This window comes from Mycobacterium heckeshornense, from assembly GCF_016592155.1.
In the GTDB taxonomy this organism is placed as follows: Bacteria; Actinomycetota; Actinomycetes; order Mycobacteriales; family Mycobacteriaceae; genus Mycobacterium; species Mycobacterium heckeshornense.
The window spans coordinates 203,102-226,079 of the sequence record NZ_AP024237.1 but is presented as its reverse complement, the minus strand read 5'-3'; the positions used below and the strand labels follow the sequence as shown (position 1 = coordinate 226,079).

General features: G+C 65.3%; 18 protein-coding genes and 1 pseudogene. 7 read left to right on the top strand and 12 right to left on the bottom strand.

Features of this window, described 5'->3' with window-relative positions; all coding sequences use genetic code 11:
* Positions 1–94: 94 nt before the first annotated feature.
* The 7 genes from MHEC_RS00900 to glf all read right to left on the bottom strand — a co-directional run bounded on the left by MHEC_RS00900 (position 95) and on the right by glf (position 9,216).
* Positions 95–994 carry an esterase family protein gene (locus MHEC_RS00900; RefSeq protein WP_048892009.1) on the bottom strand — a complete coding sequence of 300 codons (900 nt, stop codon included), beginning with the start codon at positions 992–994 and terminating at the stop codon, positions 95–97.
* 162 nt (positions 995–1,156) lie between these two features.
* Positions 1,157–2,203, bottom strand: a complete 1,047-nt coding sequence (gene ag85A / locus MHEC_RS00895; protein ID WP_048892008.1) for a diacylglycerol acyltransferase/mycolyltransferase Ag85A — start codon at positions 2,201–2,203, stop codon at positions 1,157–1,159.
* 524 nt (positions 2,204–2,727) lie between these two features.
* Entirely contained in the window at positions 2,728–4,683 is a 1,956-nt protein-coding gene (gene zomB / locus MHEC_RS00890; RefSeq protein ID WP_275952261.1) for a flagellar motor control protein ZomB, read from the bottom strand.
* Positions 4,670–5,584, bottom strand: a complete 915-nt coding sequence (locus MHEC_RS00885) for a decaprenyl-phosphate phosphoribosyltransferase (RefSeq protein ID WP_048892005.1) — start codon at positions 5,582–5,584, stop codon at positions 4,670–4,672. Before MHEC_RS00885 ends, zomB begins: the two co-directional genes overlap by 14 nt.
* Entirely contained in the window at positions 5,581–6,117 is a 537-nt protein-coding gene (locus MHEC_RS00880) for a phosphatase PAP2 family protein (protein ID WP_048892004.1), read from the bottom strand. Before MHEC_RS00880 ends, MHEC_RS00885 begins: the two co-directional genes overlap by 4 nt.
* On the bottom strand, positions 6,110–8,011 hold the full coding sequence (locus MHEC_RS00875) for a glycosyltransferase (protein WP_048892003.1): 1,902 nt from the start codon (positions 8,009–8,011) through the stop codon (positions 6,110–6,112). The genes MHEC_RS00880 and MHEC_RS00875 overlap by 8 nt, the downstream gene beginning before the upstream one ends.
* The gene (glf, locus tag MHEC_RS00870) at positions 8,008–9,216 is read right to left on the bottom strand and encodes a UDP-galactopyranose mutase (RefSeq protein WP_048892002.1); all 1,209 of its coding nucleotides are present in this window, start codon (positions 9,214–9,216) and stop codon (positions 8,008–8,010) included. The genes MHEC_RS00875 and glf overlap by 4 nt, the downstream gene beginning before the upstream one ends.
* A 264-nt stretch (positions 9,217–9,480) precedes the next feature.
* Between glf and MHEC_RS00865 the strand changes: the two genes are divergently transcribed.
* From MHEC_RS00865 to MHEC_RS00840, 6 genes are all read left to right on the top strand, one after another.
* Positions 9,481–10,494, top strand: coding sequence for a hypothetical protein (locus MHEC_RS00865; protein WP_201399411.1), 1,014 nt, complete (start codon positions 9,481–9,483; stop codon positions 10,492–10,494).
* Positions 10,495–10,637: 143 nt separating this feature from the next.
* Positions 10,638–12,266: an N-acetylmuramoyl-L-alanine amidase gene (locus tag MHEC_RS00860; RefSeq protein WP_099869402.1), complete on the top strand. Its 1,629-nt coding sequence runs from the start codon at positions 10,638–10,640 to the stop codon at positions 12,264–12,266.
* A 190-nt stretch (positions 12,267–12,456) separates the two neighbouring features.
* Entirely contained in the window at positions 12,457–12,774 is a 318-nt protein-coding gene (locus MHEC_RS00855; protein WP_048892000.1) for a hypothetical protein, read from the top strand.
* A 228-nt stretch (positions 12,775–13,002) separates the two neighbouring features.
* A complete protein-coding gene (locus tag MHEC_RS00850; protein ID WP_048891999.1) occupies positions 13,003–14,439 on the top strand; it encodes a hypothetical protein in 1,437 nt (478 codons plus the stop codon).
* Positions 14,440–14,443: 4 nt separating this feature from the next.
* Positions 14,444–15,163, top strand: a complete 720-nt coding sequence (locus MHEC_RS00845) for a hypothetical protein (protein ID WP_048891998.1) — start codon at positions 14,444–14,446, stop codon at positions 15,161–15,163.
* A 318-nt stretch (positions 15,164–15,481) separates the two neighbouring features.
* Entirely contained in the window at positions 15,482–16,675 is a 1,194-nt protein-coding gene (locus MHEC_RS00840; protein WP_082169933.1) for an HNH endonuclease signature motif containing protein, read from the top strand.
* A gap of 431 nt (positions 16,676–17,106) precedes the next feature.
* Here MHEC_RS00840 and MHEC_RS00835 read toward each other — a convergent pair whose 3' ends face one another.
* From MHEC_RS00835 to MHEC_RS00820, 4 genes are read right to left on the bottom strand one after another with little or no spacing between them, the layout of a single operon-like run.
* On the bottom strand, positions 17,107–17,922 hold the full coding sequence (locus MHEC_RS00835) for a Cof-type HAD-IIB family hydrolase (RefSeq protein WP_048891996.1): 816 nt from the start codon (positions 17,920–17,922) through the stop codon (positions 17,107–17,109).
* Positions 17,923–17,970: 48 nt separating this feature from the next.
* Positions 17,971–18,843: a lysophospholipid acyltransferase family protein gene (locus MHEC_RS00830; protein ID WP_048891995.1), complete on the bottom strand. Its 873-nt coding sequence runs from the start codon at positions 18,841–18,843 to the stop codon at positions 17,971–17,973.
* Positions 18,844–18,848: 5 nt separating this feature from the next.
* Positions 18,849–19,625 (bottom strand): lysophospholipid acyltransferase family protein, encoded by a 777-nt coding sequence (locus tag MHEC_RS00825; protein ID WP_048892048.1) that lies wholly within the window; start codon positions 19,623–19,625, stop codon positions 18,849–18,851.
* A 4-nt stretch (positions 19,626–19,629) separates the two neighbouring features.
* Positions 19,630–20,409, bottom strand: coding sequence for a lysophospholipid acyltransferase family protein (locus MHEC_RS00820; RefSeq protein WP_048891994.1), 780 nt, complete (start codon positions 20,407–20,409; stop codon positions 19,630–19,632).
* 193 nt (positions 20,410–20,602) lie between these two features.
* On the opposite strand from MHEC_RS00820, the pseudogene MHEC_RS00815 reads away from it, so the two are divergent.
* A pseudogene (locus MHEC_RS00815) lies at positions 20,603–21,034 on the top strand (transposase); the annotation flags it as partial.
* Between the two features lie 531 nt (positions 21,035–21,565).
* Here MHEC_RS00815 and MHEC_RS00810 read toward each other — a convergent pair.
* The gene (locus MHEC_RS00810) at positions 21,566–22,678 is read right to left on the bottom strand and encodes an acyltransferase family protein (RefSeq protein WP_048891993.1); all 1,113 of its coding nucleotides are present in this window, start codon (positions 22,676–22,678) and stop codon (positions 21,566–21,568) included.
* Positions 22,679–22,978 lie beyond the last annotated feature (300 nt).

The window sequence follows — 22,978 nt, the reverse complement described above, 5'->3', positions numbered from 1 at the left end:
AGCGGACTGGATGCGCCCAGACGCCGGCTGTGCCCAGTCAAGCGCCCGGCTTTTCACGGTACCGGCTCTGCCGCACCGGCTTGCGGCGCAGGTGTTACCGGATGGCGCCGACGATGTCGCCGGACATCGCGGCCAGCTGCGAGCTCCACGACCCCCAACCGTTGTCTCCACCGGTCGGGAATTCGAAGTGGCCGTTGTGCCCGCCGACATTGCGGTACTGCTGGTAAAACATCCGGCTGTTGCCCATCGCCTGGTCGGCCTGGCCGATCATGGCGGCCTGGTCGCTGCCCGCCCCGGCGGCCGGCGCGTAGACCCATATCCGGCTGTTGTTGGCTGCCAGCAGCGACGCGTGCACGTAGGGGTCGTGCCATTTCCACCGGCCCAGCTGCGGAGCGCCCCACATACCGTAGCTGTCGACCCCGCCGTACTGGGCCATACCGGCGGTGATGGCGCCGTTGGTGGTGGTGTCCGACGGGTACAAGAACCCCGACAGCGATCCGGCGTAGCCGAAGCGGTCCGGGTGGAAGACGGCCAGCGCCATCGCGCCGTATCCGCCCTGGGACGCACCGACGGCGGCATGCCCGCCGGGGGCCAGGCCCTTGTTGGCCGCCAGCCAGTCCGGCAGTTCGCTGGACAGGAACGTCTCCCACTGCTTGCTACCGTCCTGCTCCCAGTTGGTGTACATGCTGAAGGCGCCGCCCGCCGGCGCGACCACCGAGATACCCTTGCCGGCCAGCGTGTTCATCGCGTTGCCGGCAGTCACCCAGTTGCTGACATCGGGGCCGGCGTTGAATGCATCCAGCAAATACACCGCATGCGGGCCCCCGCCCAGGAACGCCACCGGGATATCGCGGCCCATCGCCGCCGACGGCACCATCAGGGACTCGTAATTCGCCGCGTGAGCCGAACCGAGGTGGGTCGCAGCGATGCCCCAAAACCCGGCTGTCAGCGCCGCGGCCCACAGCACGCGCAGCAGCATCGACAGGCTCCTCATGTCCACCTCACTCGTCTCTGAACTCGTCTCTGGGTTCCTTAGCTGACCGCCCGCCCCCCGCCACGCAAGGTAGTGAACCACACGCCGCGTGGCCACAGGGGCGAAACGGCTGACGGCGACGACCCCGCAAGGTCGCCGCCGTCAGCCGGGCAAGTGCCGCGCTTAGCCGTGGCTGGCCGTGGCGGCGGCGTTGGTGGCGCCGGCCGCCGGTGCACCGGCGTTCGGTGTCGCGCCCAGTGACCGCTGCAGGTCGGGCTTCATGGCGTTCAGCTGCGCGCCCCAGTACTCCCAGCTGTGCGTGCCGTTGTCCGGGAAGTTGAACACGGCGTTGTGACCGCCCGCGGCGTTGTAGGCGTCCTGGAACTTGATGTTGCTGGTACGCACAAAACCCTCCAGGAACTTCGCCGGCAGGTTGTCACCACCCAGCTCCGACGGTTTGCCGTTGCCGCAGTAGAGCCAGACGCGGGTGTTGTTGGCGACGGTCTTCCCGACATTCAGCAACGGGTCGTTGCGCGCCCACGCCGGGTCCTCCTTCGGACCCCACATGTCCTTGGCCTTGTAGCCGCCGGCGTCGCCCATTGCCAGGTTGATCAGCGAGGGCCCCATCCCCTGAGACGGGTCGAGCAAGCCGGACATCGCGCCGGCGTAGATGAACTGCTGCGGGTGATAGTTCGCCAGGTTCAGCGCCGACGCCGCAGCCATCGACAGGCCGATTGCGGCACCGCCGGTGGGCTTGACCTGCCTGTTGGCTTGCAGCCACTGCGGCAGCTCGCTGGTCAGGAACGTCTCCCACTTGTAGGTCTGGCAGCCGACCTTGCCGCAGGCCGGGCTGTACCAGTCGGTGTACCAGCTGGACTGACCGCCCACCGGCATGATCATCGACAAGCCGGACTGGTAGTACCACTCGAAGGCGGGGGTGTTGATGTCCCAGCCGTTGTAGTCGTCCTGGGCGCGCAGTCCGTCCAGCATGTAAACCGCCGGCGAGTTGGGCCCGCCGCTTTGGAACTGCACCTTGATCTCGCGGCCCATCGACGGCGACGGCACCATCAGGTATTCAACCGGCAGACCCGGCCGGGAGAACGCCCCCGCGGTGGCCGAACCCCCGGCGACACCGATCAGCCCGGGCAGCAGGGCTGCGCCCACGGCCCCGAACACGAGCCGGCGCGGCATACCTTTTACCGCGCCGCGAAACCTGTCAACAAGCCTCATCCCTGTTTCCCCATCGTTTGTTCGGCCCATCCTTTCGGAGGTCGGACTGCATCATGGCATGGCCCGGCGAGCGCAGGGCGTACCTGTGCTCGTGTAGTCAACCACACCTCGGGGCGGTCGCTCTCCTCGGAGGTCACCCGCTGCTGGGCGGTCCGGCGCGGTGAGCCGGCGCTTAGTCGCCTGCGACGGGCGCATCACGCGATGTGCTCAGAGGCGGTGACGTGCCGGTGAAAGACAGGATGCGGCGTTGCTGACGGCACCGCCGGGGCGGTGCGGTGATCGGCGCACCGGCGCCGCGGAGCCGTCGGAAAATTTTTTCGCCACCGGCCGTGAAGCATCCGGCTGCACGCCGTGGGGCTCGGTTGTCACCGGACTTTGCCCAACCTTCGATCCGGCCGCGGTTGCGCATCGTACGGATGTATTCGAGTTCCGGGCGCGCCGAGGGCCCCAGACCTGCTGTGACTGATGTGGCCAGTTGTCCGTCGCAGCTAACGGTGTTGTCCCGCAGGCATTTTGCTGTGCCGTCAGGGCCCGGTCGCGGGTAATCCGGTGTATGCCGGAGCGCCGGTTTCCGGCACCTCCAGACCGCATCGGATCAGATCGTAGAGCGGAACCCGGTCGATGCGGTACTTGGTGAACTGGTACGAGTGCAGCATGTTCGACAGGAACCGGTGGACTCCCATCGGGGCGCGCACCGAGCTGAGCACCGCCTGGGTGGCCGGACATTTCAGCGCCGCTCTGGCTTGCTCGACCCAGGCCGGGTCCAGATACGGCGGAACACCGACAAACGGGCCTTCAGCGATGGCCCAGTCAGGGAACAAGTTTTTGTCGTGTCCGATGCGGCTGTGATGCAGCCGCGGCGTATGCGCGGCAAGCGGATTGGCCAGGCCGATCTGGTCGATCACCCTGACGTCGAGGCCGACGTTCATACCAACCATGCCGATGTTGGTGAAAAACACTGTGTGAGGTCCCTTTTCAGAGGAATCTCCTGGCTTTGGCGGGGCCGCCGGAACGATGTCCCACTGGTTGTAATTGCCCGACGGCAGCAGCAGCGCGCCGGCGGGCGTGTTGTTGATGGCCACCACCGCGGCGCGCATCCGCGGGTAGTCGAGGTAGTCCGCCGCGGTCAGCGGGTGCGCGTGCCCGGTGGCCTGGGCGTAGAACCGGCGCTCGTCGACGATGCCGGAGTAGGTGACCCGGGTGGCGTCGTCACCCATTCCCGGTGAGTTCGCCGCCCACAGCGACCAGCCCGCAACCGCGAGCCACAGCGCGCTCACCGCACCGGCAAGCACATTGCGCGTTTCCCGGGAGAATGTCGTGCCTTCGGGAAATACCACCGGGACCACCGCAACCGGGGCCAGCACGCAAACCATCGGGATCAGCAGGACACGGCCGTGCATGAAATCGCCGCCCTGGCGTATCCAGTACAACGCCTGCAATAGCCCGCTGATGACGAAGAAGATCACCGCGGCCGGGGGGCTTTGCACCGCGCGGGCCAACGGGCCGTAACCACGCGGCGCCTCGTGGCGAATCCGCCAGGGCCGGCTGCGGGTAGCCGCCAACAGCAGGCCCAAGGCCAGCAACAGCACCGCAGGCACCCACAGCACGTAGGGCCGGTTGAAGTTGGCCAGGTAGATCATGCCCTGCGACCATTTGTCGCCCGCGGCGTCTTTGGCCAGCGCGGTGCCGGGCACCAGCAGCCCGTAGTAGCCCATCCGGAAGACCTCGTAGCCGACCGGCAGCAGCCCGCCCGCCAGCACGATCAGCGCGCGCCGGCGCCAGCCCCGCGCCGCGACCAGCATCATGATCAACACACCGCCGCCGATCAGCGCCAGCTCGGGACGCACCAGCACGCTGCAGCCGGCGACGAAGGCCAGCGCGGCCGAAAACACCCGGCCCTCCGGCCGGATCCGCAATGCCTGCGACCAGCAGACCGTCATCCACCACAGCAAACCCAGGTATGCCAGCGCCAACCCGCTTTCCAGGCCGGAGGTGGCGAAGTCGCGCGCCGGCGGCACGGCGATGTAGACCAGAGCGCCGGCCGGCAGCATCACCGCGCGGTGCCCGCGCAGGCTGGGCGCGTAGAGCCGGCCCGCGCCAAGCATCAGCAGCGCGACCCCAATCACACTGAGCGCCAAGGCCATAACCAGTGCCACGTACTCCAGGCGAAGCGGCCCGCCGATCAGCCCGCCCAGATAGAGCAGAAACGTCCACACGGTCGAGGTGTTGGCCTCGACACGCTCGCCGGCGTTGAACACCGGCCCGTTGCCGGCCAGCAGGTTGCGTACCGTGCGCAGCACGATCAGGCCGTCGTCGGCGATCCAGCGTCGTTGCCAGGCGCCCCAGCCGAACAGCACCGCCACCACCGCGACGGAAACCCACAGGCTGATTCGCACCGTGGTGTCGTAGGGAAACAGCGGTCGGGCAACCGCCGCGGCCCGGCGCGACGCGGCCCTGACCCGGGGGCTAGCTGAACGCAACAGCAGCACCGACTGTCCCTATCCAGGCAAGAAACAGCAGCTGTAACACCCGGTCACGAAGCGCGATCTCTTCGGGTTCGCCGGCCAGCCCGCCGTCGACGTCGACCGCATAACGCAGGATCGCGATGGTAAACGGCACCATCGACACCACAAACCACGATCCGGCGTAGCCGTCGCGCTCGAACGCCCACAGCCCGTAGCACACCACCACCGCGGTGGCCGACATCGTCCATACGAATCGCAGATAGGTGCTGGTGTAGGTTTCCAGCGATTTGCGGATATTGGCACCGGTGCGTTCGGCCAGCACCAGCTCGGCGTAGCGCTTACCGGCGACCATGAACAGCGAGGCAAACGCACCGGCTAGCAAAAACCACTGGGACAGCGGGATATCGGCCGCCACGCCACCGGCGATGGCCCGCAGCAAATACGCCGACGACACGATGCAAATGTCGATCACCGCCTGGTGTTTGAGGCCGAAACAGTAGGCCAGCTGGATGCCGATGTAGACGGCCATCACCAGCGCCAGGTTGGGCGTGAGCCACCACGAGATCACCAGCGACGCCACGCCCAGCGCCGCGGCAAGCAGATAGGCCAGCCACTCGGGCACCACACCGGCCGCGATCGGCCGGAACCGCTTGGTGGGGTGCTCGCGGTCGGCTTCGACGTCGCGGACGTCGTTGATCAGATACACCGCCGAGGCCGCCAGGCAGAACACCACGAACGCGACAGCCACCTTGCCCAGCACGTCGGCGTAGTTGTAGTGGATTCCGCGGCCGGCCGCGGCCAGGGGCGCGGCCAACACCAGCACGTTTTTTACCCATTGCCGCGGACGGATCGCCTTGACTACCCCGACAATCAGGTTGGCCGGAGGCCCGGTCACCGGGGCCACTTCCTCACTCATTGGCCCAGCCCGCGCTCGAGGCGCCCGCCTACCCGCACGGCGGCGGCCGCGACAGCGGCGCCCACGGCAACGCCGATGGCCACATCACTGGGGTAGTGCACTCCCAGAAGTATCCGCGACAACGCCATCGGCGGCACCAACACCGCGGTCAGCGGCATCCCGGTGGCTCGGCCCAGCAGGATGGCCGCCGCGGTGGTGGACGTGGCATGCGCCGACGGGAAGCTCAGCCGGCTGGGTGTGCCGACTTTCACCGCAACCGCGGGGTGGTTGGGACGCGGTCGCCGCACCAGCCGCTTGATCAGCACCGCGGCCGCGTGCGCGGCGAACGCACCGCCGCCGGCCAGCAACCACGTCCGGGCCCGCCGCGGCCGCAGCAGCGCGCCGAGCAGCGATACCGCCAGCCAACCGATGCTGTGCTCACCGAAATGCGACAACCCTCGGGCCACGGCCACGACACCGGGACGGTCGACCAGCGCCGACTGAACCGCCACCACAGCCGCCACTTCGCCGCGCGGCGCGGCGAGCTCAGCCATGCGCCGGCGCTTTGTCCGTTGCTGACAGCAGCACCGTTTCCCACTTCTGCTTGCTGGACAGCACCGGCAACGCGTCGCGGTAGACCCGGCGCATCTCGTCGAATCGGCGTGCGAGCTTGGCCAGGCGGCGCAGCGACTGCCACAACAGCGTGAACATTTTGGCCCGGTCGCGCTGGCGGAACACGACACCGCGGCCGTCGGCTGTTGTCACCGTGGCTCCGTCGAGGGTGCACAGCCGGAACCACCGCGCATCCTGGGTGGCCACGTTGAGCTGGGGGCGCTGGTGGTGCGCCGGGTCGGCCTTGGTCAGGTTGTGCAGCATGCCCCGGGCCAGCCGATACCCGATGGCCAGCGGGCGCACCGGCGGTTTCATCGGCTTGGTCTTCTGCGACGGCGCGGGCAGTGCGCTGGCCGTGGGCAGCACGATCGCGTCGGGGTAGGCCTTGCGGATGCGGTGCACTTCCGGCAACGCCGTTTCCAGGATCGAGAAGATGTGCTCGGGACCGGCCAGAAAATCGTCAATTGCCTTGTTCTGTATTGCCACCGTCGAATATTCAAGGCAGGCAAGGTGTTTCAACGTCGCCTTCAGGTGGCTGCGCAGCAGGCCGATGACGTCGTCGTCCCAGTGCATGGCCGCGACCACCAACCGGTTGCGCAGATGGAAATAGGCCTGCCAGTCGATGGCGTCGTCCTTGTCGCTCCAGGCCATGTGCCAGATCGCGGCGCCGGGCAAGGTGGCGGTGGGATAGCCATGCTCGGCGGCGCGCAACCCGTAGTCGGCGTCGTCCCATTTGATGAACAGGGGCAGCGGCTGCCCCAGTTCCTCGGCGACCTGGCGCGGGATCATGCACGTCCACCAGCCGTTGTAGTCCACGTCGATGCGCCGGTGCAGCAGGTTGCTGCGAGGATTGTTGTCGCTCAGCGGATATGTGGCAAAGTCGTGGTCGTATTCGGCGTAAGGCGCGGCGGTCCACATGAAGTTCGACCGGTCCACCACTTCGCCCATGATGTGCAGGTGCGACGGCTCCTGCAGGTTGAGCATCTGCCCGCCCACCAGCATCGGGGACTTCGCGAATCGATGCATCGCCAGCACCCGCAGAATCGAGTCCGGCTCGATCCTGATATCGTCGTCCATAAACAGGATCTGCTGGCAGTCAGTGTTTTTCAGCGCTTCGTACATCACCCGGCTGTAGCCTCCGGAACCACCGAGGTTGGGCTGGTCGTGGATGGACAGCCGGTTACCCAGCGGTGCCGCAGCTTTGGCGAAGTCCGGGTGATCGCGCACCTTGGCGATACCCTGATCAGGTACGATGACCGCACCGATCACCTTGTCCACCAACGGATCTGATGTCAAGTCACGTAACGCGTTGACGCAGTCGCCGGGGCGGTTGAAGGTCGGGATTCCGACCGCGACGTTGGCCACACCGGGGGCCGGCTCGGTGGCGTACCACCCGGCGCTGTGCAAAATAACGTCGGTTTCGGTGGTGATGTCGAACCAGATCCATCCGCCGTCTTCGAAAGGCTCCAGCCCCACTTGGAATTCCACTGTCGCGGGCTGCGGGCCGCCGTCGAACGGGCGGCCGTCGATGAAGATTCGCGCACCGGTGGCCTTGGTGCGGTAAACGTCGACGCGGCCGGAGCCGGTCAGCTCCGCACGCAACACGACCGACTTGCAGATGGTCCATCGCCGCCAGTAGCTGGCCGGAAACGCGTTGAAATAAGTGGCGAACGACACCTCCGACTCGGCACCGATCTGCAATGTCGTGCGGCTGACCGCGTGCGCGCGCCGCGCGTTGGTCGTCGACTCCAGCAGGTAAAGCTTTCGCACGTCGAGTGGTTCGCCCGGGCGCGGCAGGATGACCCGGGCCAGCAGGCTCACGGCGGTTTCAGTCATCCGCGGATGCTTTCTTTGTCGTTGTTTTCCACGAGAGCCTTGCCGTCGCGCAGGTGCGGCGCCAGGACGTTGTCGAACATGTTGAGCGCGCTGGCGATGGCCATGTGCATGTCCAGGTACTGATAGGTGCCCAGACGCCCGCCGAAGAGAACTTTCGACGACGCGGTCTCGGCCTTGGCCCGGGCCCGGTACGCCGCCAGCAGCGCTCGGTCCGCTTCGGTGTTGATCGGATAGTAGGGCTCATCGTCGTTGCCGGCGAAGCGGGAGTACTCCCGCATGATCACCGTCTTGTCGGTGGGGTAGTTGCGCTCGGGGTGGAAGTGGCGGAATTCGTGGATGCGGGTGTAGGGCACGTCGAGGTCGTTGTAGTTCATCACCGCGGTGCCCTGGAAATCACCGGTGTCGAGCACTTCAACCTCGAAATCCAAGGTGCGCCAGCCTAACCGGCCTTCGGCGTAGTCGAAGTAGCGGTCCAGCGGGCCGGTGTAGACCACCGGAGCGTCCGGGCTGGCGGCGCGCAGCTCGTCGCGCACGTCGAACCAGTCGGTGTTGAGGCGGACTTCGATGCGCTTGTCGGCGGCCATGTTTTTCAGCCACGCGGTGTAGCCGTCGACCGGCAGCCCTTCGTAGGTGTCGTTGAAGTAGCGGTTGTCGAACGTGTAGCGCACGGGCAGCCGGGTGATGTTGGATGCGGGCAGCTCCTTGGGATCGGTCTGCCACTGCTTGGCGGTGTAACCCTTGACGAACGCCTCGTAAAGCGGGCGGCCGATCAGTGAGATCGCCTTCTCCTCGAGGTTCTGCGCTTCTTCGGGTTTGATCTCGGCAGCCTGCTCCTTGATGAGCCGGCGCGCCTCGTCGGGGCTGTAGTACTTGCCGAAAAACTGGCACACCAGGCCTAGGCCCATCGGGAACTGGTAGGCCTGCCCGTTGTGCATGGCGAACACCCGGTGCTGGTAGCCGGTGAAATCGGTGAACTGCCGCACGTAGTCCCAGACCCGCTTGTTGGAGGTGTGGAATAGGTGGGCGCCGTACTTGTGGACTTCGATGCCGGTTTGCGGCTCGGGCTCCGAATACGCGTTTCCACCGATGTGTGGGCGCTTTTCGACGACCAGCACCCGCTTGCCCAGCTGGGTCGCGACGCGCTCGGCAATCGTCAGCCCGAAAAATCCGGAACCGACGACGAAGAGGTCATAGCGCGGGGTCATCGGTTGCCTAGGGTATCTGACCGCACGGGTTCGCCCCGATCGGCGGCACCTGGCATTTCGGCTGCACCGCCAGTTTGCGGCCGTCGGCCCGGGCGGCCCGCGTCAGTGCGGCGGTCGGTTGGCGGAAGGTCGCGATTGCCTCACGATTCGATATCGCCACTCTAGTCTCACTAATCTCAGCAGTACCATCGATCACGTCGGCTTCATGTCGTGCTTCACCTGCAAGTCGGCCGAACACCAGATATCCAGATTGAGGAGACTTCCGTGCCGAACCGACGTCGACGCAAGCTCTCAACAGCCATGAGCGCAGTCGCCGCCCTGGCAGTCGCGAGTCCGTTTGCTTATACCGCTGTGTCCGGATTGACGGCCGACGCCACGCCCGCACCGCAGCACCGGGAATTCGTCCGGGCGGCGGTGATGACCGACCTGCCCAACGAGTTGATGTCAGCGCTGTCGCAGGGGTTGTCGCAATTCGGGATCAACCTGCCGCCGGTGCCGAGCCTCGGTGGGACCGGCACCACACCCGCCACCATGCCCGGGCTCGCGACACCGGGACTCACCACTCCGGGGCTCACCAATCCGGGCCTGACCAGCCCGGGCTTGACCACCCCCGGGGCAACCACGCCCGGGCTCACCACACCCGGCGCCACGGCCCCGTCGGCCGGGCCCGGCCTGACCGACCCGAGCCTGACCGATCCCAGCCTGACCAACCCGGCACTCACCACGCCCGGCGGGACGACACCGGGGCTGACCAATCCCCCTGGCGCCACGCCGGGGACGCCGGGACTCACCCCGGGCACGGGGCTGACAAATCCGGCGGGGCTCACCCCGGGCACGGGACTGACGAACCCGGCGGGACTGACGCCGGGCGCGGCGGGACTGACGCCGGGCGCGGCGGGACTGACGCCGGGCGCGGCGGGACTGACGCCGGGCGCGGCGGGACTGACGCCGGGGACCGGCCTCGACCCGTCGCTGACCAGCCCGGGGCTGACCAGCCCGGGCGAGGTGCCGATCACCACGCCCGTGGGTTTGGACCCGGGTGCGGGCGGCACCTACCCGATCCTGGGCGACCCGTCGTTGGGCGCCGTGCCCGCGACCAGCAGCAGCGGTGGCGGCGGAATCATCAGTGATGTGATGAACACCGCCAACCAGCTGGGCGCCAGTCAGGCCATCGACCTGATCAAGGGCATGGTCTTGCCCTCGATCATGCAGGCCGTGCATGGTGCGGCGGCGCCAGCCGCAGCCGCTCCGCCGCCGGCCCCGGCTCCGACAACCTAAGGCCTGTCACCAAACGGCACCGCAGAGTGGGGCTGGGCTCGGGGCGCCCGGCGATCACCACCCTGCGGTGCCGTTGCGGTATTTGTTAACAAATTCCCGTGTCGAATCATTAGCAACTTGAGACACATACGTAACATCATCTGGTGCCGTGCTGCCGCCCTGCACCCGCGATGTTGTTCACCGCCGTCGCGGCCGCCGCCGTGATCCTGCCGTCGACACTCGATTCCGGCCGCGGTGATCCGCCACCCCGGCTCGCCAGCACTCACGTCACCCAGCAGCCGCTGGTCGGGCTGGGCGGCGGCGTGACCGTGCGCGAAATCACCCAATCCACGCCGTTTTCCATGGTCGCGTTGACCGGTGGGGACTTGACCGGCACCTCGGCGCGAGTGCGGGCCAAGCACGCCGACGGGTCCTGGGGACCCTGGTATGGAACCGAAACGCTGGAGTCAGGTGGCACTGACCAGCCGTCGGGGATGGCACATGGTCCCCGCGGCACCGAGGCGGTGTTCGTCGGCAAGACCACAACCGTGCAGATCGCCGTCACCCGCCCGCCGGGCGCCCCGGTGACATCGCCGCCGCCCAAACACGCCCCGGCCGGTCTGGGATATGTGCCGGCCACCGCCGAACAGCCGTTGGCGCAAAACATCTCCGCGGTGCTGATCTCCCCGCCGCAGGCTCCGGCAGACACCCAGTGGACTCCGCCGACCGCGGTGCTGGCACCGGGCCAGCCCCCGAACATCATCAGCCGTGCGCAGTGGGGCGCAGACGAGTCGATCCGATGCGGTAATACCGTGTACGACAACGGCATTCACGCTGCGATCATCCATCACACCGCGGGCAGCAACGACTACTCACCGGAAGATTCAGCCGAGATTGTGCGGGCCATCTACGCCTACCACACCCAGACGCTGGGCTGGTGCGACATCGCCTACAACGCGCTGGTGGACAAGTACGGCCAGGTATTCGAGGGCCGGGCCGGTGGAATCACCAAAGCGGTCGAGGGCTCCCACACCGGCGGATTCAACCGCGAAACCTGGGGTGTGGCGATGATCGGCGATTTCGACGACGTGCCGCCGACGTCGATCCAGTTGCGCACCGTCGGCCGGCTGATCGGGTGGCGGCTTGGACTCGAGCGCATCAATCCCAAAGGCACCGCCACGCTGGCCTCTGCCGGGGGCCCGTTCACCCGGATCCCCGACGGTGCCGCTTTGACCCTGCCGACCGTCTTCAGCCATCGCGACGTCGACTCCACGGATTGCCCCGGTAACGCCGCGTATGCGCTCCTCGACGAAATCCGCGATATCGCCGCGCATTTCAGCGATCCACCTGGGCCAGACGATGTCGCCGCCTCGCTGGCGGGCGGTGCCATATTCGCGCGCTGGCAGGAGATGGGCGCCATGAACAGCGCGCTTGGCGCGCCGACGTCGCCGGAGGCTACCGGAGCGGGTTCGGCACGCTATGCCACGTTCGACAAGGGAGCGATCTACTGGTCACCGGAGACCGGTGCCCAGCCGCTCACCGGCGCGATCTACGACGCTTGGGCCGCACTGGGTTACGAGCGCGGCGCGCTCGGATTGCCCACCAGCGGAGAAATTCAAGAACCGCAATGGGTCAAGCAAAACTTCCAACATGGGACCTTGAACCTCGACCGAGAAACCGGCACGGTGATCCGGGTCATCGACGGCGTCGCCGAACAACTTCCACCACCCTCGGCGAGCGGACCGCCGGTACAACTGGAGCGGTTTACCCGCCCGATCAACCCGCCGCACTGACGCCGTCGAATCAGTCTGGTGTGCCGAACATGCGCGCAAGCCGGGGTTTGCCGTGCGGCCCACCAGGCACTGGCGCGACGGGGCCACCCTGACTCCCGAGAGATCGGGATGTCGACTTCGCGGCCCGACCTTTGTCGCTAAACGCCGATGTGTCGTAGATTCTTGGCCACAGTTCTGCAGGAGGTTGTCGATGGCAAGCACCAACCCCGATGTGCTTGAGGTGCTTCCACCGGGATTGCAGGGTGCGTCTGGGATCATCGCCGCACACGGCGCGCGGGTGGTCTCGGCGGCGGGAAGCTTGAGCGGGTCGGCGGAGCTGTCCGGTGCCGCGGCGGCGGCTGTGCACGGCGCGTTTGAGGGGTTCTGTGCGGCGTTTGCCCAGCGGCTGTCCTCGGCGTCGACCGCACTGCTGGAAGCGGCCAGCATGTTTACCGCGATGGAGGACACGAACACCCAGAGACTGGGATCTATCGCGCCCGCTGCGCACGCAACTGTCAGGCGGGTCTAGCCGTGGCAGCCGTGGGTGGGCCGATGACGCGCTCACGGATCGAGGCATTTGACCAGACTGCTCAGGTCTTGGCCGATCTCGCCGAGCGCTTACGGGATGGCACACAAGCGCTGCAGCAGGCCAGCGAAGCCTACGTTGAGCAGATGCGCGCACCCGGTGGGACCGAGTGGAGGGGACAGACCGCCACCGCGTACCTGGCGGCAGCCACCCAGCGATCGCCTCGCGTCGGTGTCGCCGTTGATCGGTCACGCTACCGAGGTCGCACAATGTGCTGAGAGCGGCTCACAATATCTGCTTGGTGCCCGCGAGTCTGCGCTGGAGGCGATCACCCAAGCCGAATTGGATGGCTTCACTGTCCACGAGGATCTGTCGGTCATCGACAACTCCGCGGGTGGGTCACCGGCCGAGCGCGCGGCCCGCAGAGCCGCCGCGATAGCGCATCGCAACTACATCGCGCACTGGGCGGCCCGGCTGGAAGCCGCCAACAGCAGCATCGCCGCACAACTCAACTCCGGAGCTGCGACGATGACTGCGATGACGCCAGCGCACTGGCGCGAGCCCTTCGCGGCATCCACCCGGGGCGCTTCCGGCAGCAACGGGGCCGACACCAAACCACACCAGCAAGGCAAAGTCGAGGCCGTCGACCGCACCTTCAACCGAGATGGCGGCTCGGGGCCGAAACCACCTGAAAATGACAGCGCCGCAGCTGCCGCCCGCCAGTACGACCAGTCTGGGCGCCGGGCCGCTGATCAGGCGCTTGTCGATCAGGCCGAAAAAGAGGGCCGCACAGCATATTTGCCCAGCATGGAAGGGCAGCCCGGATACATGACGCGAGAGGAAGCAGACGCGGCGGGGCGGCTGCGCGACTACAAGACCATCACCGAGCCCAGTGGCAGCGCTGCCCGCCACGGCGATCGGCGTCTGGCCGGTGAGCGCCTGGAGGACTACAACACATCGCGATTCGTCGGACCCTTACCCACCGACCCTGTTTTCGGTGGTGACGCCCGAGACCTGGCCCAGGCCCGGCTGCACCTGCAGCACAACTTGGAAAACGGCAATCTGTCGTGGCAGCCGCAACCGCTGACACCCGACGAGGCAACCCGGCTCGTCGACAGCATGCAGGCGAACGACCGGGCCAATATCTTGGGCAAATTGCAAAAAGGCCTGATAGGTGGCGGTGTCTCCCCCGGGGCGGCGGCCAGGATCACCGACGCCATCGCCCATGGCGCAAATCCTCAACAAATCATCCAGGGCGCGGCCGATGCCAGCCCGGTTTTCGCCGGCGGCAAGGAAGGATTCAACCATCTCGCCGACGCGCTGCCCACCGGCAGACACTGGCAAGGCTTCGCACCCGACGCACCCTTTTCCGCCCAAGACGTCGAAGCACTCAAAAAGATCGGTGGTCGCCTCGGCGCGGTCGGCAATGCTATCGACATCGGCGTAGGCCTGTACGAGATTGCACACGGCGCTGACGCGGGCGAAGAAATCGCGAAGGGCGCAGGCGGTTGGGCGGGGGTATGGGCAGGCGGGCAGGCTGTGGGAGCATTAGGTTTGGCGGTCGGCGGCCCCCCGGGGGCATTCGTTGGCGCGCTCATCGGTGGCACGGCGGGGGCATTCGGCGGCGAATGGGGCGCTGACAAGATATACAAATGGCTGACGGAGTAGCACAATGCGTCATCTCAATACCTTTTTTGTAGTGACTGGAGCTTTTGGTTTGCTCCTCACGGTGCTGGCTTCGCCGAAGAATCGTCGCGCGGGGCGGCGCGTATACTGGGCTGGCTGCCTCATCGCCACGATATCCGCGTTTTTCATCGCCTACCCACCCGACTGGAAGACAGGGATCTTACTGTCGCTATTTGTCAGTGGCATGACGGTTTTCACCGCCTACGCTTATACTCCGCACATCAAGATCCGGGGCAAGATTTACGCATTTTCTGTTGAAGACAGCCAACCTGACCCGTCCCCGGACGGGGTTTCGCCGCCTCGCGGCGGCAACCGTGATTACCACCCGGCACCGGACGCTTACGCAGGACTGGGGCTGGCCACCGCTAAGAAATTTTGGTGGCTGTTGGTTTTCATCATGGCGATGTGTGCTTTAGGCGTTGCTGAATACTTTCACTTCAGGGCGAGCCCGTGGAGTCTGGCCTCGGCGGTGGGCATCATCATGCTCTTGGCTTTTGGTTTCGGCTATGCTGCCGATGCGAGTTTGGGGTATCCGATTGCTCGCGGTCAATACCTTCAATTTGTAATCATCTCGGTCATCACGGCCGGTGTGTTCACCGTTTTCTATCTTGGTGGATACTATGCGGGAAAGCGCTGGCCTTTACGCCGTGAGCAATCTGTCGGGTATGGCAAACATTCACGACAACAAAAAAATGACCGTAGATAAACGCATCCCTTCTTGTCACGGCCACACGTTTCGGGGCCCGGTCTGGCAGTCACCGATCCGCCGGGGCGTTCGTCGGCGGGCTCATCGGCGGCACGGTCAGCGCAATCAAAGGCGAAAAGTATGCCGGCGAAGTTTACATGTGGGCTGACGGAGTCCTGGAGGACTACAACACAAATCGAGGTTCGTCAAACCGGCTAGCGCGTTCGGACCTACCCGTGGACCTACACAGAGGCTAAATGTCAGACCCGGCTGCGATGATGCGGTTATGTCGGTGACCGCTTCGCCTGCCGTGCCGGTGAGCCCTGCTGGGCGTTGGAGGTGTTGTTCGAGGAGCTGGCGCAGTTGGCCGGTCAGCGCAACGCGATTGATGGGCGCATCGTGCAGATCATCGCCGAGCTGGACCGCGACGAGCTGTGGGGTGCTACGGGGGCGCGCTCGGTGCCGGCGTTGGTGGCCTGGAAACTCGGGGTGTCCGCGGCCAACGCCCACACGATCACCACGGTGGCGCGCCGGCTCCAGGAGTTTCCCCGCTGCGCCGCGGGCCTGGCCGAAGGCCGGCTGTCGCTGGATCAAGTCGGCGTCATCGCCGCCCGCGCCGGCGAGGGCTCCGATGCGCATTACGCGCAGCTGGCCCAGGTCGCCACCGTCAACCAGCTGCGCACCGCGACCAAGCTGGAACCCCGCCCCGACCCCGATCCGGGGCCGCAGCTCCAGCCTGCGATCACCAAAACCACCACCGAGGCGTTCACCTCGTGGCGGATCAGGCTTGCCCACCCCGAGGCGGCCAAGTTCGACGCGGCGCTGGCCTCGCATCGGGAGGCGCTGATCAACCAGTGGAAACACGATCGTGGCACTGGCAAGGTCACCTCAGAGACCGCGCCGCCGTTGCCGGGCACCCTGGAGGCGTTTCTGCGCCTGGTCGAAACCAGCTGGGACGACGAGGTGGCCCGCCGCCCGCACGGGCAGCACACCACGGTGGTGGTGCACGTCGACACCGCCCAGCGTGTCGGCGCCCTGCATCTCGGTCCGGCACTCAGCGAGGCTGAACGCCACTACCTGACCTGTGATGCCACCTGCGAAGTCTGGTTCGAGCGCGGCGGGCAGCTGATCGGCGCCGCGCGCTCCACCCGAGTGATCTCCCGGCGGCTGCGCCGCGCCCTCGAGCACCGCCACCCCAGCTGCGCGGTCCCCGGCTGCGGGGCCACCCGCGGTCTGCACGCCCACCACATCCGGCACTGGGAAGACGGCGGCCCCACCGAGTTGTTCAACCTGGTGCTGCTGTGCCCCTATCACCACCGGTTGCACCACCGCGGGCTGATCACCATCAGCGGAACCGCGACCGAGCTGACCGTCACCGACAGCACCGGGCGACGCCTTAGCGCGGGATCGCTCGCACGCCCACCGACCCAACCCCCACCCGCGGTCCCGCCCTGCCCCGGGCCCACCGGCGAACGCGCCCACTGGTGGTGGTACGAACCCTACCGGCCCCACCCACCACCCACACCCAACTAGGCTGGCCAGCCTTCCCACTAAACCTGAAAGAGGTTGAGGCATAAAGAATTCCGTTCACGACGAGACCGGGACACGAGTCGACCAGCATCGTGTTCACCTCGCTATTGAGAAGGCGCAGAACAGTTCCCAGTAGTCACCGGTGGATCCCACCTACGTAGCCTTCTCTGCGATCAGGTACGACCGCCACGCGGCGATCCGCGACGTCGTCGGCGGTCCCTGTCACCGTCGATGAGGCTCGCTTGCGTCCGTGGCTGGAACTCCGACAAAGACCTTCGCATGCTTCTTCGAGCGGTCGATTCCCGCCCATCGCGAGTTGACAACAAGGCGTGCTCCCCGGGGAGCGCACGGGTTAAAGCTAGGCCGATAGCCTTCGGTAGTCCCGCAATCGCGGAACATCGGAATGACGTCGGGGATAGATTTCCGCGACGCCGTTAAAGCCACCAGCGTTCCAGCACCCGCGCCACACCGTCGTCGGTGTTGGGTGCGGTGACCTCGTTGGCCACTGCCAGCACGTCCGGATGAGCGTTGCCCATCGCCACACTGTGCCCGGCTTGCACCAACATCGGGACATCGTTGGGCATATCCCCGAAGGCCACCACGTCGTCCGGCGAGATCCCCAGCGGTGTGGCAATCTCCTCGACACCGGTCGCTTTGCTGATGCCTTGCGGCACAATCTCGATCAGACCGTTATTGGTGGAGTAGGTGATATCGCCTTGTGCCCCAATGTGTCGGGCCAACGCCGCTGCCATGTCGTCGCTGCGCGCACCGGCCTTACGGATCAACAGCTTGATCGCCGGCGCGCTCAGCAGGTCGTCGATGGACACCTCGGTGTTGTCGGGGTTCAGCCAGGCATGCTCGTAGCCCGGCGAGCTGACAAACTGCGGTGTCGCCGTGTCATGGGCGCTAAGCCCGATACGTTCCACCGCCAGCCCGGCACCCGGGATGACCCGCGTGGCGATCTCGGCCAGCTCAGCCAGGGTGTCGACGGACAGCGTTCGCGCGGACACCACCCGGTCGGAGGCCGAGTCGTAGATGACAGCACCGTTGGCGCACACCGCCATTGGCGCAAACCCCAGTTGGTCGACCAGCGGACGCACCCATCGAGGCGGACGGCCGGTGGCAAGAATGAAGGTCACTCCAGCCGTGATCGCCGCGTGTACAGCATTGCGGGTACGAGGTGAAATCGTGTCGTTGTCGTCGAGGAGGGTGCCGTCCACGTCGCTGGCGACGAGTGCCGGCAGCGTCATCGAGCCGATCCGGATTCGCTACTCCGAAACACCACAACCACCCCGTCGTCAGGCGATGTGCCGTGCTTGTTCGCCGTTGGTGTACAGCCGCACCCGTCGCTGCAGCCTTCGAGTCGTTTCAATTTGATCCGCCTTGCGCTTCCGCGGGCGCAGTCGAGGCAACCAACCCTGTCGAGGAGCAGTACTCTTTCGCTTCGCCCGCTCGGCGAGTTCGGCTTCGTCGAGCAACCGTGCTTCCTCAGGTGTTGGTGCGCCACCGCCTAACCGCCGAGGCACCCAATAGGCACCGGGCGGATGCGGGTAGGACTCCTGTGTCTCATGCAACAGCTTGACCATTGTCTCGCGCAGCGCTGCTTGCGTGTTTTCCACGGTGTCCATGGGATATATCGGCGTTCCGATCTTGACGGTGATCGGAGTTTTACTGCTCCATAAAGATTTCGGGTGATCTTTTGTCCAGATGCGGTGCGCGCCCCAGACGATGAGTGGAATGATCGGCACCCCTGCTTCATGCGCCATCCGGGCAGCGCCGGTTTTGAATTCCCGCAGCTCGAAACTGCGGCTGATCGTGGCCTCCGGGTGCACGCCGACCAGTTCTCCCGCGCGCAGCCGCTGCACGGCGACGGCGTAAGCGTCTGCGCCCGCGCTCCGGTCCACGGGAATGAGCTTGACGTGCTTGATCACGAAGTTGATCGAGCGCAGCTGCTGCAGCTCGGCTTTGATCAGAAACCGCAGGCGGCGCCCGCGGAGCGTCGCAGCATATTCAGCCGGAATCCAGTCCAGGTAACTGGTGTGATTCACCGCAACCACCGCACCGCCGCGTTCGGGAATGTTCTGCTCACCGATAAATGTGATCTTGATGCCGTTGACCGCGACCGCGGCTTTGACAAGGATTTCAATGGTGCGAAATACCGGCTCTGCCATGCTCGCTACCCCTTCCCGCCAGGCCAGCCCGGCCTGGGTTCGCGCGCTGCACGGCTCGCCGCCCGCACCGCCGCTTCCTGATCCTCCAACCTGGCCGCCTCGGCCGGTGAGGGGGCGCCGCCACCAAGTCGTCGCGGCACCCAGTACGCCCCTCGCGGATGCGGGTACTCCTGTTGCACCCGATACAGCACCGATGTCATCTCGTCGCGCAGCACGGCGGTGAGCTCATCTGCGCGACCTTCCGGAGCCAGGACCCGACCCACCGCCACTGTGATCGGAATCTTATTGCGGCCCAAGGTTTTCGGGCGATCTTTGGTCCATATTCGCTGAGCTCCCCAGACGATCAGGGGAACGATCGGGACCCCCGCTTCCAGCGCCATCCGAGCGGCCCCGGTCTTGAACTCCTTAAGTTCGAAACTGCGGCTGATGGTGGCCTCGGGCATAAGCCCGACCACTTCGCCCTCGCGTAACCGCTGCACCGCCACCGCGTACGCCTCGGCACCCGCTTGGCGGTCGACCGGGATCGTCTTGGTATGCCTGATCAGGTAATCGACCACCTTGACCTGCTGCATCTCGGCCTTGATCAGGTAGCGGATGCGGCGGCCGCGCTGGTGCACCGCGAGGCCGGCAAATAGCCAGTCAACGTAGCTGGTGTGGTTGATGGCGATCACGGCTCCACCGGTTTGAGGAATATTCTGAAGATTCTCGTAGGCGATCTGGCTGCCCCAGACTTTGATCACGGCCTTGGCCGCGATCTCCAGCGTGCGGAAAACCGGTTCCATACGCTCACTCCGGCCCGCCGGCCGTGTCGGGCCGGCGGGCCGCTTTGGCGGCAGCACGCCGACTCGCTTCCTCGGCATCGAGCCGGGTGGCCTCGGCCAGCGAGGGGGCCCCGCCACCGAGCCGGTGCGGCACCCAGAACTCACCGGCCGGATGCGGGCCGTAGGACTCCTGGACGCGTTCCAGCAAGTGCTGCATGCGCGAATGCAGCAACGCGGTCAGCTCCGCGGCCGGCAGGGTCGGTTGGATCGGCTCGCCAACGGCCACCGCGATCGGCACTTTGGGGCGGAACAGCTTCTTGGGATGGTCTTTGGTCCAGATCCGCTGGGCCCCCCACACGATATGCGGGATGATCGGCACGTCCCCCGCGATCGCCATCCGGGCCGCACCGGACTTGAGTTCCTTGATTTCGAAGCTGCGGCTGATCGTCGCCTCGGGGTAGACGCCGACCAGCTCACCGGCCTTGAGCATCTCGACGGCCTTGTAGAACGAGGCCGCTCCGCTTTCCCGGTCCACCGGGATGTGCCGCAGCTTTCGCATGATCGGCCCGGAAATCTTGTGGTCGAAAACTTCCTGTTTGGCCATGAACCGCACCTTGCGGCCCCGGCCCTGCATGTAGGCGGGCAACCCGGCAAAGGTGAAGTCGAAGTAGCTGGTGTGATTGATGGCGATCACCGCGCCGCCGGTCTCGGGCAGGTGCTCGACCCCGGTCACGGTGAACCTCAATCCTTGTACTCGCCACGTCAGGCGTGCGAGCTGGATGATCGTTCCGTATACCGGTTCCACAAGGGTCCAGCCTAGTGCTCGCTACCTGTGCGCTGGCGAACGACAACTTTCAAGGCCTCGCCAGCGCTGACCGCCCTGCGGCTGTTGACGACGGCAGCAGCGGAGAACGGCGATGCGCGTTGTATGCAGTTCGCGGCAGCTGCGCCGACGCCGCAATCTAGCCGACAGATGACGAGGCGCATGCCCAACTGCGGTGCGTGCGCCGCGGGTCAACGATAAGCGGACCGATCCTGACACCGGGCAGCGGCAGCGGTTCTCTTCGGCGATCCTGCCGGCCTGGGCGCGTAAGTTCCCGCAGGTCAGCGAGGTGTTGCCGCTGTTGTATCTGCATGGGCTGTCCACCAGCGATTTCGGGCCGGCGCTGGAGCAGTTCCTGGGCGCCGGATCGGGTCTGTCGGCGTCGACGATTACCCGGCTGACCGCCCAGTCGCAAGACGAAGCCGCAGCGTTCGGGGGTCGGGATCTGTCCGGTGTCGATTTTGTCTACCTGTGGGTGGACGGGATCCACCTCAAGGTCCGCCTGGAGCAGGAGAAGCTCTGTTTGCTGGTGATGATCGGGGTGCGCGCTGATGGCCGCAAGGAGCTCGTCGCCTTGACTGATGGGTACCGCGAGATCGCCGCCTCTACAAGTACTGCGGCGATATCCCACCAGTGGACCTGGAGGCCGCCTACTACGCTCAACACCGGAGACCAGCCGCCGGCTGAGCTCACACACCAGAAAGTCTCCGGACTCACCGGGGCGGTTCACGCCGCCGCCGCTTCGTCGGCGGTGACCACATGAACCACACGGGTCCCGTCGGCGTCCCGCTCGACACGCTCAACCCGTACTCCTGGCAACCCAAACAACAATGTCGTACCGTCAGATACGGCCCTCGGTCCCTTCTTCCGCCTGAAATCCGCAAACTTCAGACTTCAGAAGGCCGAGGGCCTCCCCATGCAACGACACGCCCTATGAGAGCGAAATCACAACTGCCCCTTTAAAATTGAAGAGCCCACATACCCGGGCTACATCATCGACAACACCGCCGACCTCCATTCAACGCGCCACTTACACATGCGACCTCGTGTCGCACGCACCGGAAGTGCCTTTTCAGAACTGAGCCAGATTGTTGCTTCAGGAACACCAATCATCCCAGTTCACAAGGCACTTTCATCATTACGACACTCGCGCCGCCGTCAATTCAATCGGTGGATCACGGCTTAGACGAGATTTCAGAGACAGCGCGCGCTCTTCCACCAAAAACCAGCTCCCTGCGGCTACCGGCAGAGTCGCTGCCGTCGCAAGTGCAAAGAAAACGAAGACATTCAGACTGGCAAACCCACAAATAACCAGCAACTGCTGAATGGGAGACGCGTAAATGTATACACCGTAGGACATATCGGTCTGCAGTCTGAGGCGCTTGTGGTGGATCAGGGCACCTGAAACGATGATGGCGTAAGCCAGCGAAAATGCAGCGACCAGCCGGTAGTTAGGCAGCAGCATCGCCGCTAGAACAATGATTACACTCACCCCGACGAGTGACCACCGAGCAGGAATTACATTTCGGAGTTGATACACCAGCGCGCCGACAAGGAAAACGGTAAACAGGCGCGCCGCAACCACCTGCACAATTACTGCGAGCTCCGCGGGGGAAACCCGCTGGTGGGTTTCTAATTTGGCAAGGAAGATGTATTCTGGCGGAAGAAGAGCTGACCAGGTCAGCGTCAGTGCAAGCGCAAGCGGAATAAACCACCGTCGTTTGAGGAGTCCTACCACGCCTAACACCGCAACAGCGATATAGCACAGCACCTCCCATATAAGCGTCCACAAAGAACCATTCCAATTTCCTGAAAATGGAATGCCGCTCGGGGTGCCTGCAATATCCAGCTGGACTGTCATAACTGCGCTATTTTTTAACACGTACTCAATCGGTGCAGAAGAAAGGAGGAGTTTCGCGGCCGAGCCACCTTGAATCGCGACAGCCATAGGAGCGATGACAAATGCCGTGACGACTAGGCAAACCCACAACCCGGGCAGGATGCGCAGACCCCTTGCGGCAAAGTAGCTGCGTAGTTGGGGTTTGTTAAGCCAACTCGCAGTGATAAGGAACCCCGAGATTGCGAAGAATCCGTCAACCCAGATGTCTCCAAGGAGCTGCTGGACCGGCCAGGACGGCAGGTGGCGTCCAGTTAGTTGGAAGGAGTGGTACAGGATGACGCCCGTCGCCAGCGTCAAACGCCATGCATTTAACGCATTGTTGCGCGGATCGAATGCCTGTCCGAGCTTCATTGCTCCCCTGCGTGTCCATTTTCCTCAGCGGTAACGACCGTAGTGGACTTATGCGCGGCTATGTGACCATATTCTGTCAAGGGACATGGGGAACTGCCCAGTGGCGGTCACTAGGGCACCATCCTTGTTGCGGGCCTGGATCTGAGGTTCGTGGAAGGGACTCGGCGGGAGCCGGGGTGACGGCCTGTGGCGGTCGCTCGTAGAGGGCCATCATGACACTGCCGCCCCCGGCTTCCCCGGGGCCGAAGACCGGCAACAGGGAGATGCGCCGCAGAGCGCCGGTTAGTGACCACCCAGGGG

What these genes read in the sequence shown, in the direction of transcription:
- MHEC_RS00900 (WP_048892009.1), bottom strand. Translation starts at nt 994, where the DNA reads ATGAGGAGCCTGTCGATGCTGCTGCGCGTGCTGTGGGCCGCGGCGCTG.
- ag85A (WP_048892008.1), bottom strand. Translation starts at nt 2,203, where the DNA reads ATGAGGCTTGTTGACAGGTTTCGCGGCGCGGTAAAAGGTATGCCGCGC.
- MHEC_RS00885 (WP_048892005.1), bottom strand. Translation starts at nt 5,584, where the DNA reads ATGAGTGAGGAAGTGGCCCCGGTGACCGGGCCTCCGGCCAACCTGATT.
- MHEC_RS00880 (WP_048892004.1), bottom strand. Translation starts at nt 6,117, where the DNA reads ATGGCTGAGCTCGCCGCGCCGCGCGGCGAAGTGGCGGCTGTGGTGGCG.
- MHEC_RS00875 (WP_048892003.1), bottom strand. Translation starts at nt 8,011, where the DNA reads ATGACTGAAACCGCCGTGAGCCTGCTGGCCCGGGTCATCCTGCCGCGC.
- glf (WP_048892002.1), bottom strand. Translation starts at nt 9,216, where the DNA reads ATGACCCCGCGCTATGACCTCTTCGTCGTCGGTTCCGGATTTTTCGGG.
- MHEC_RS00855 (WP_048892000.1), top strand. Translation starts at nt 12,457, where the DNA reads ATGGCAAGCACCAACCCCGATGTGCTTGAGGTGCTTCCACCGGGATTG.
- MHEC_RS00845 (WP_048891998.1), top strand. Translation starts at nt 14,444, where the DNA reads ATGCGTCATCTCAATACCTTTTTTGTAGTGACTGGAGCTTTTGGTTTG.
- MHEC_RS00835 (WP_048891996.1), bottom strand. Translation starts at nt 17,922, where the DNA reads ATGACGCTGCCGGCACTCGTCGCCAGCGACGTGGACGGCACCCTCCTC.
- MHEC_RS00830 (WP_048891995.1), bottom strand. Translation starts at nt 18,843, where the DNA reads ATGGCAGAGCCGGTATTTCGCACCATTGAAATCCTTGTCAAAGCCGCG.
- MHEC_RS00825 (WP_048892048.1), bottom strand. Translation starts at nt 19,625, where the DNA reads ATGGAACCGGTTTTCCGCACGCTGGAGATCGCGGCCAAGGCCGTGATC.
- MHEC_RS00810 (WP_048891993.1), bottom strand. Translation starts at nt 22,678, where the DNA reads ATGAAGCTCGGACAGGCATTCGATCCGCGCAACAATGCGTTAAATGCA.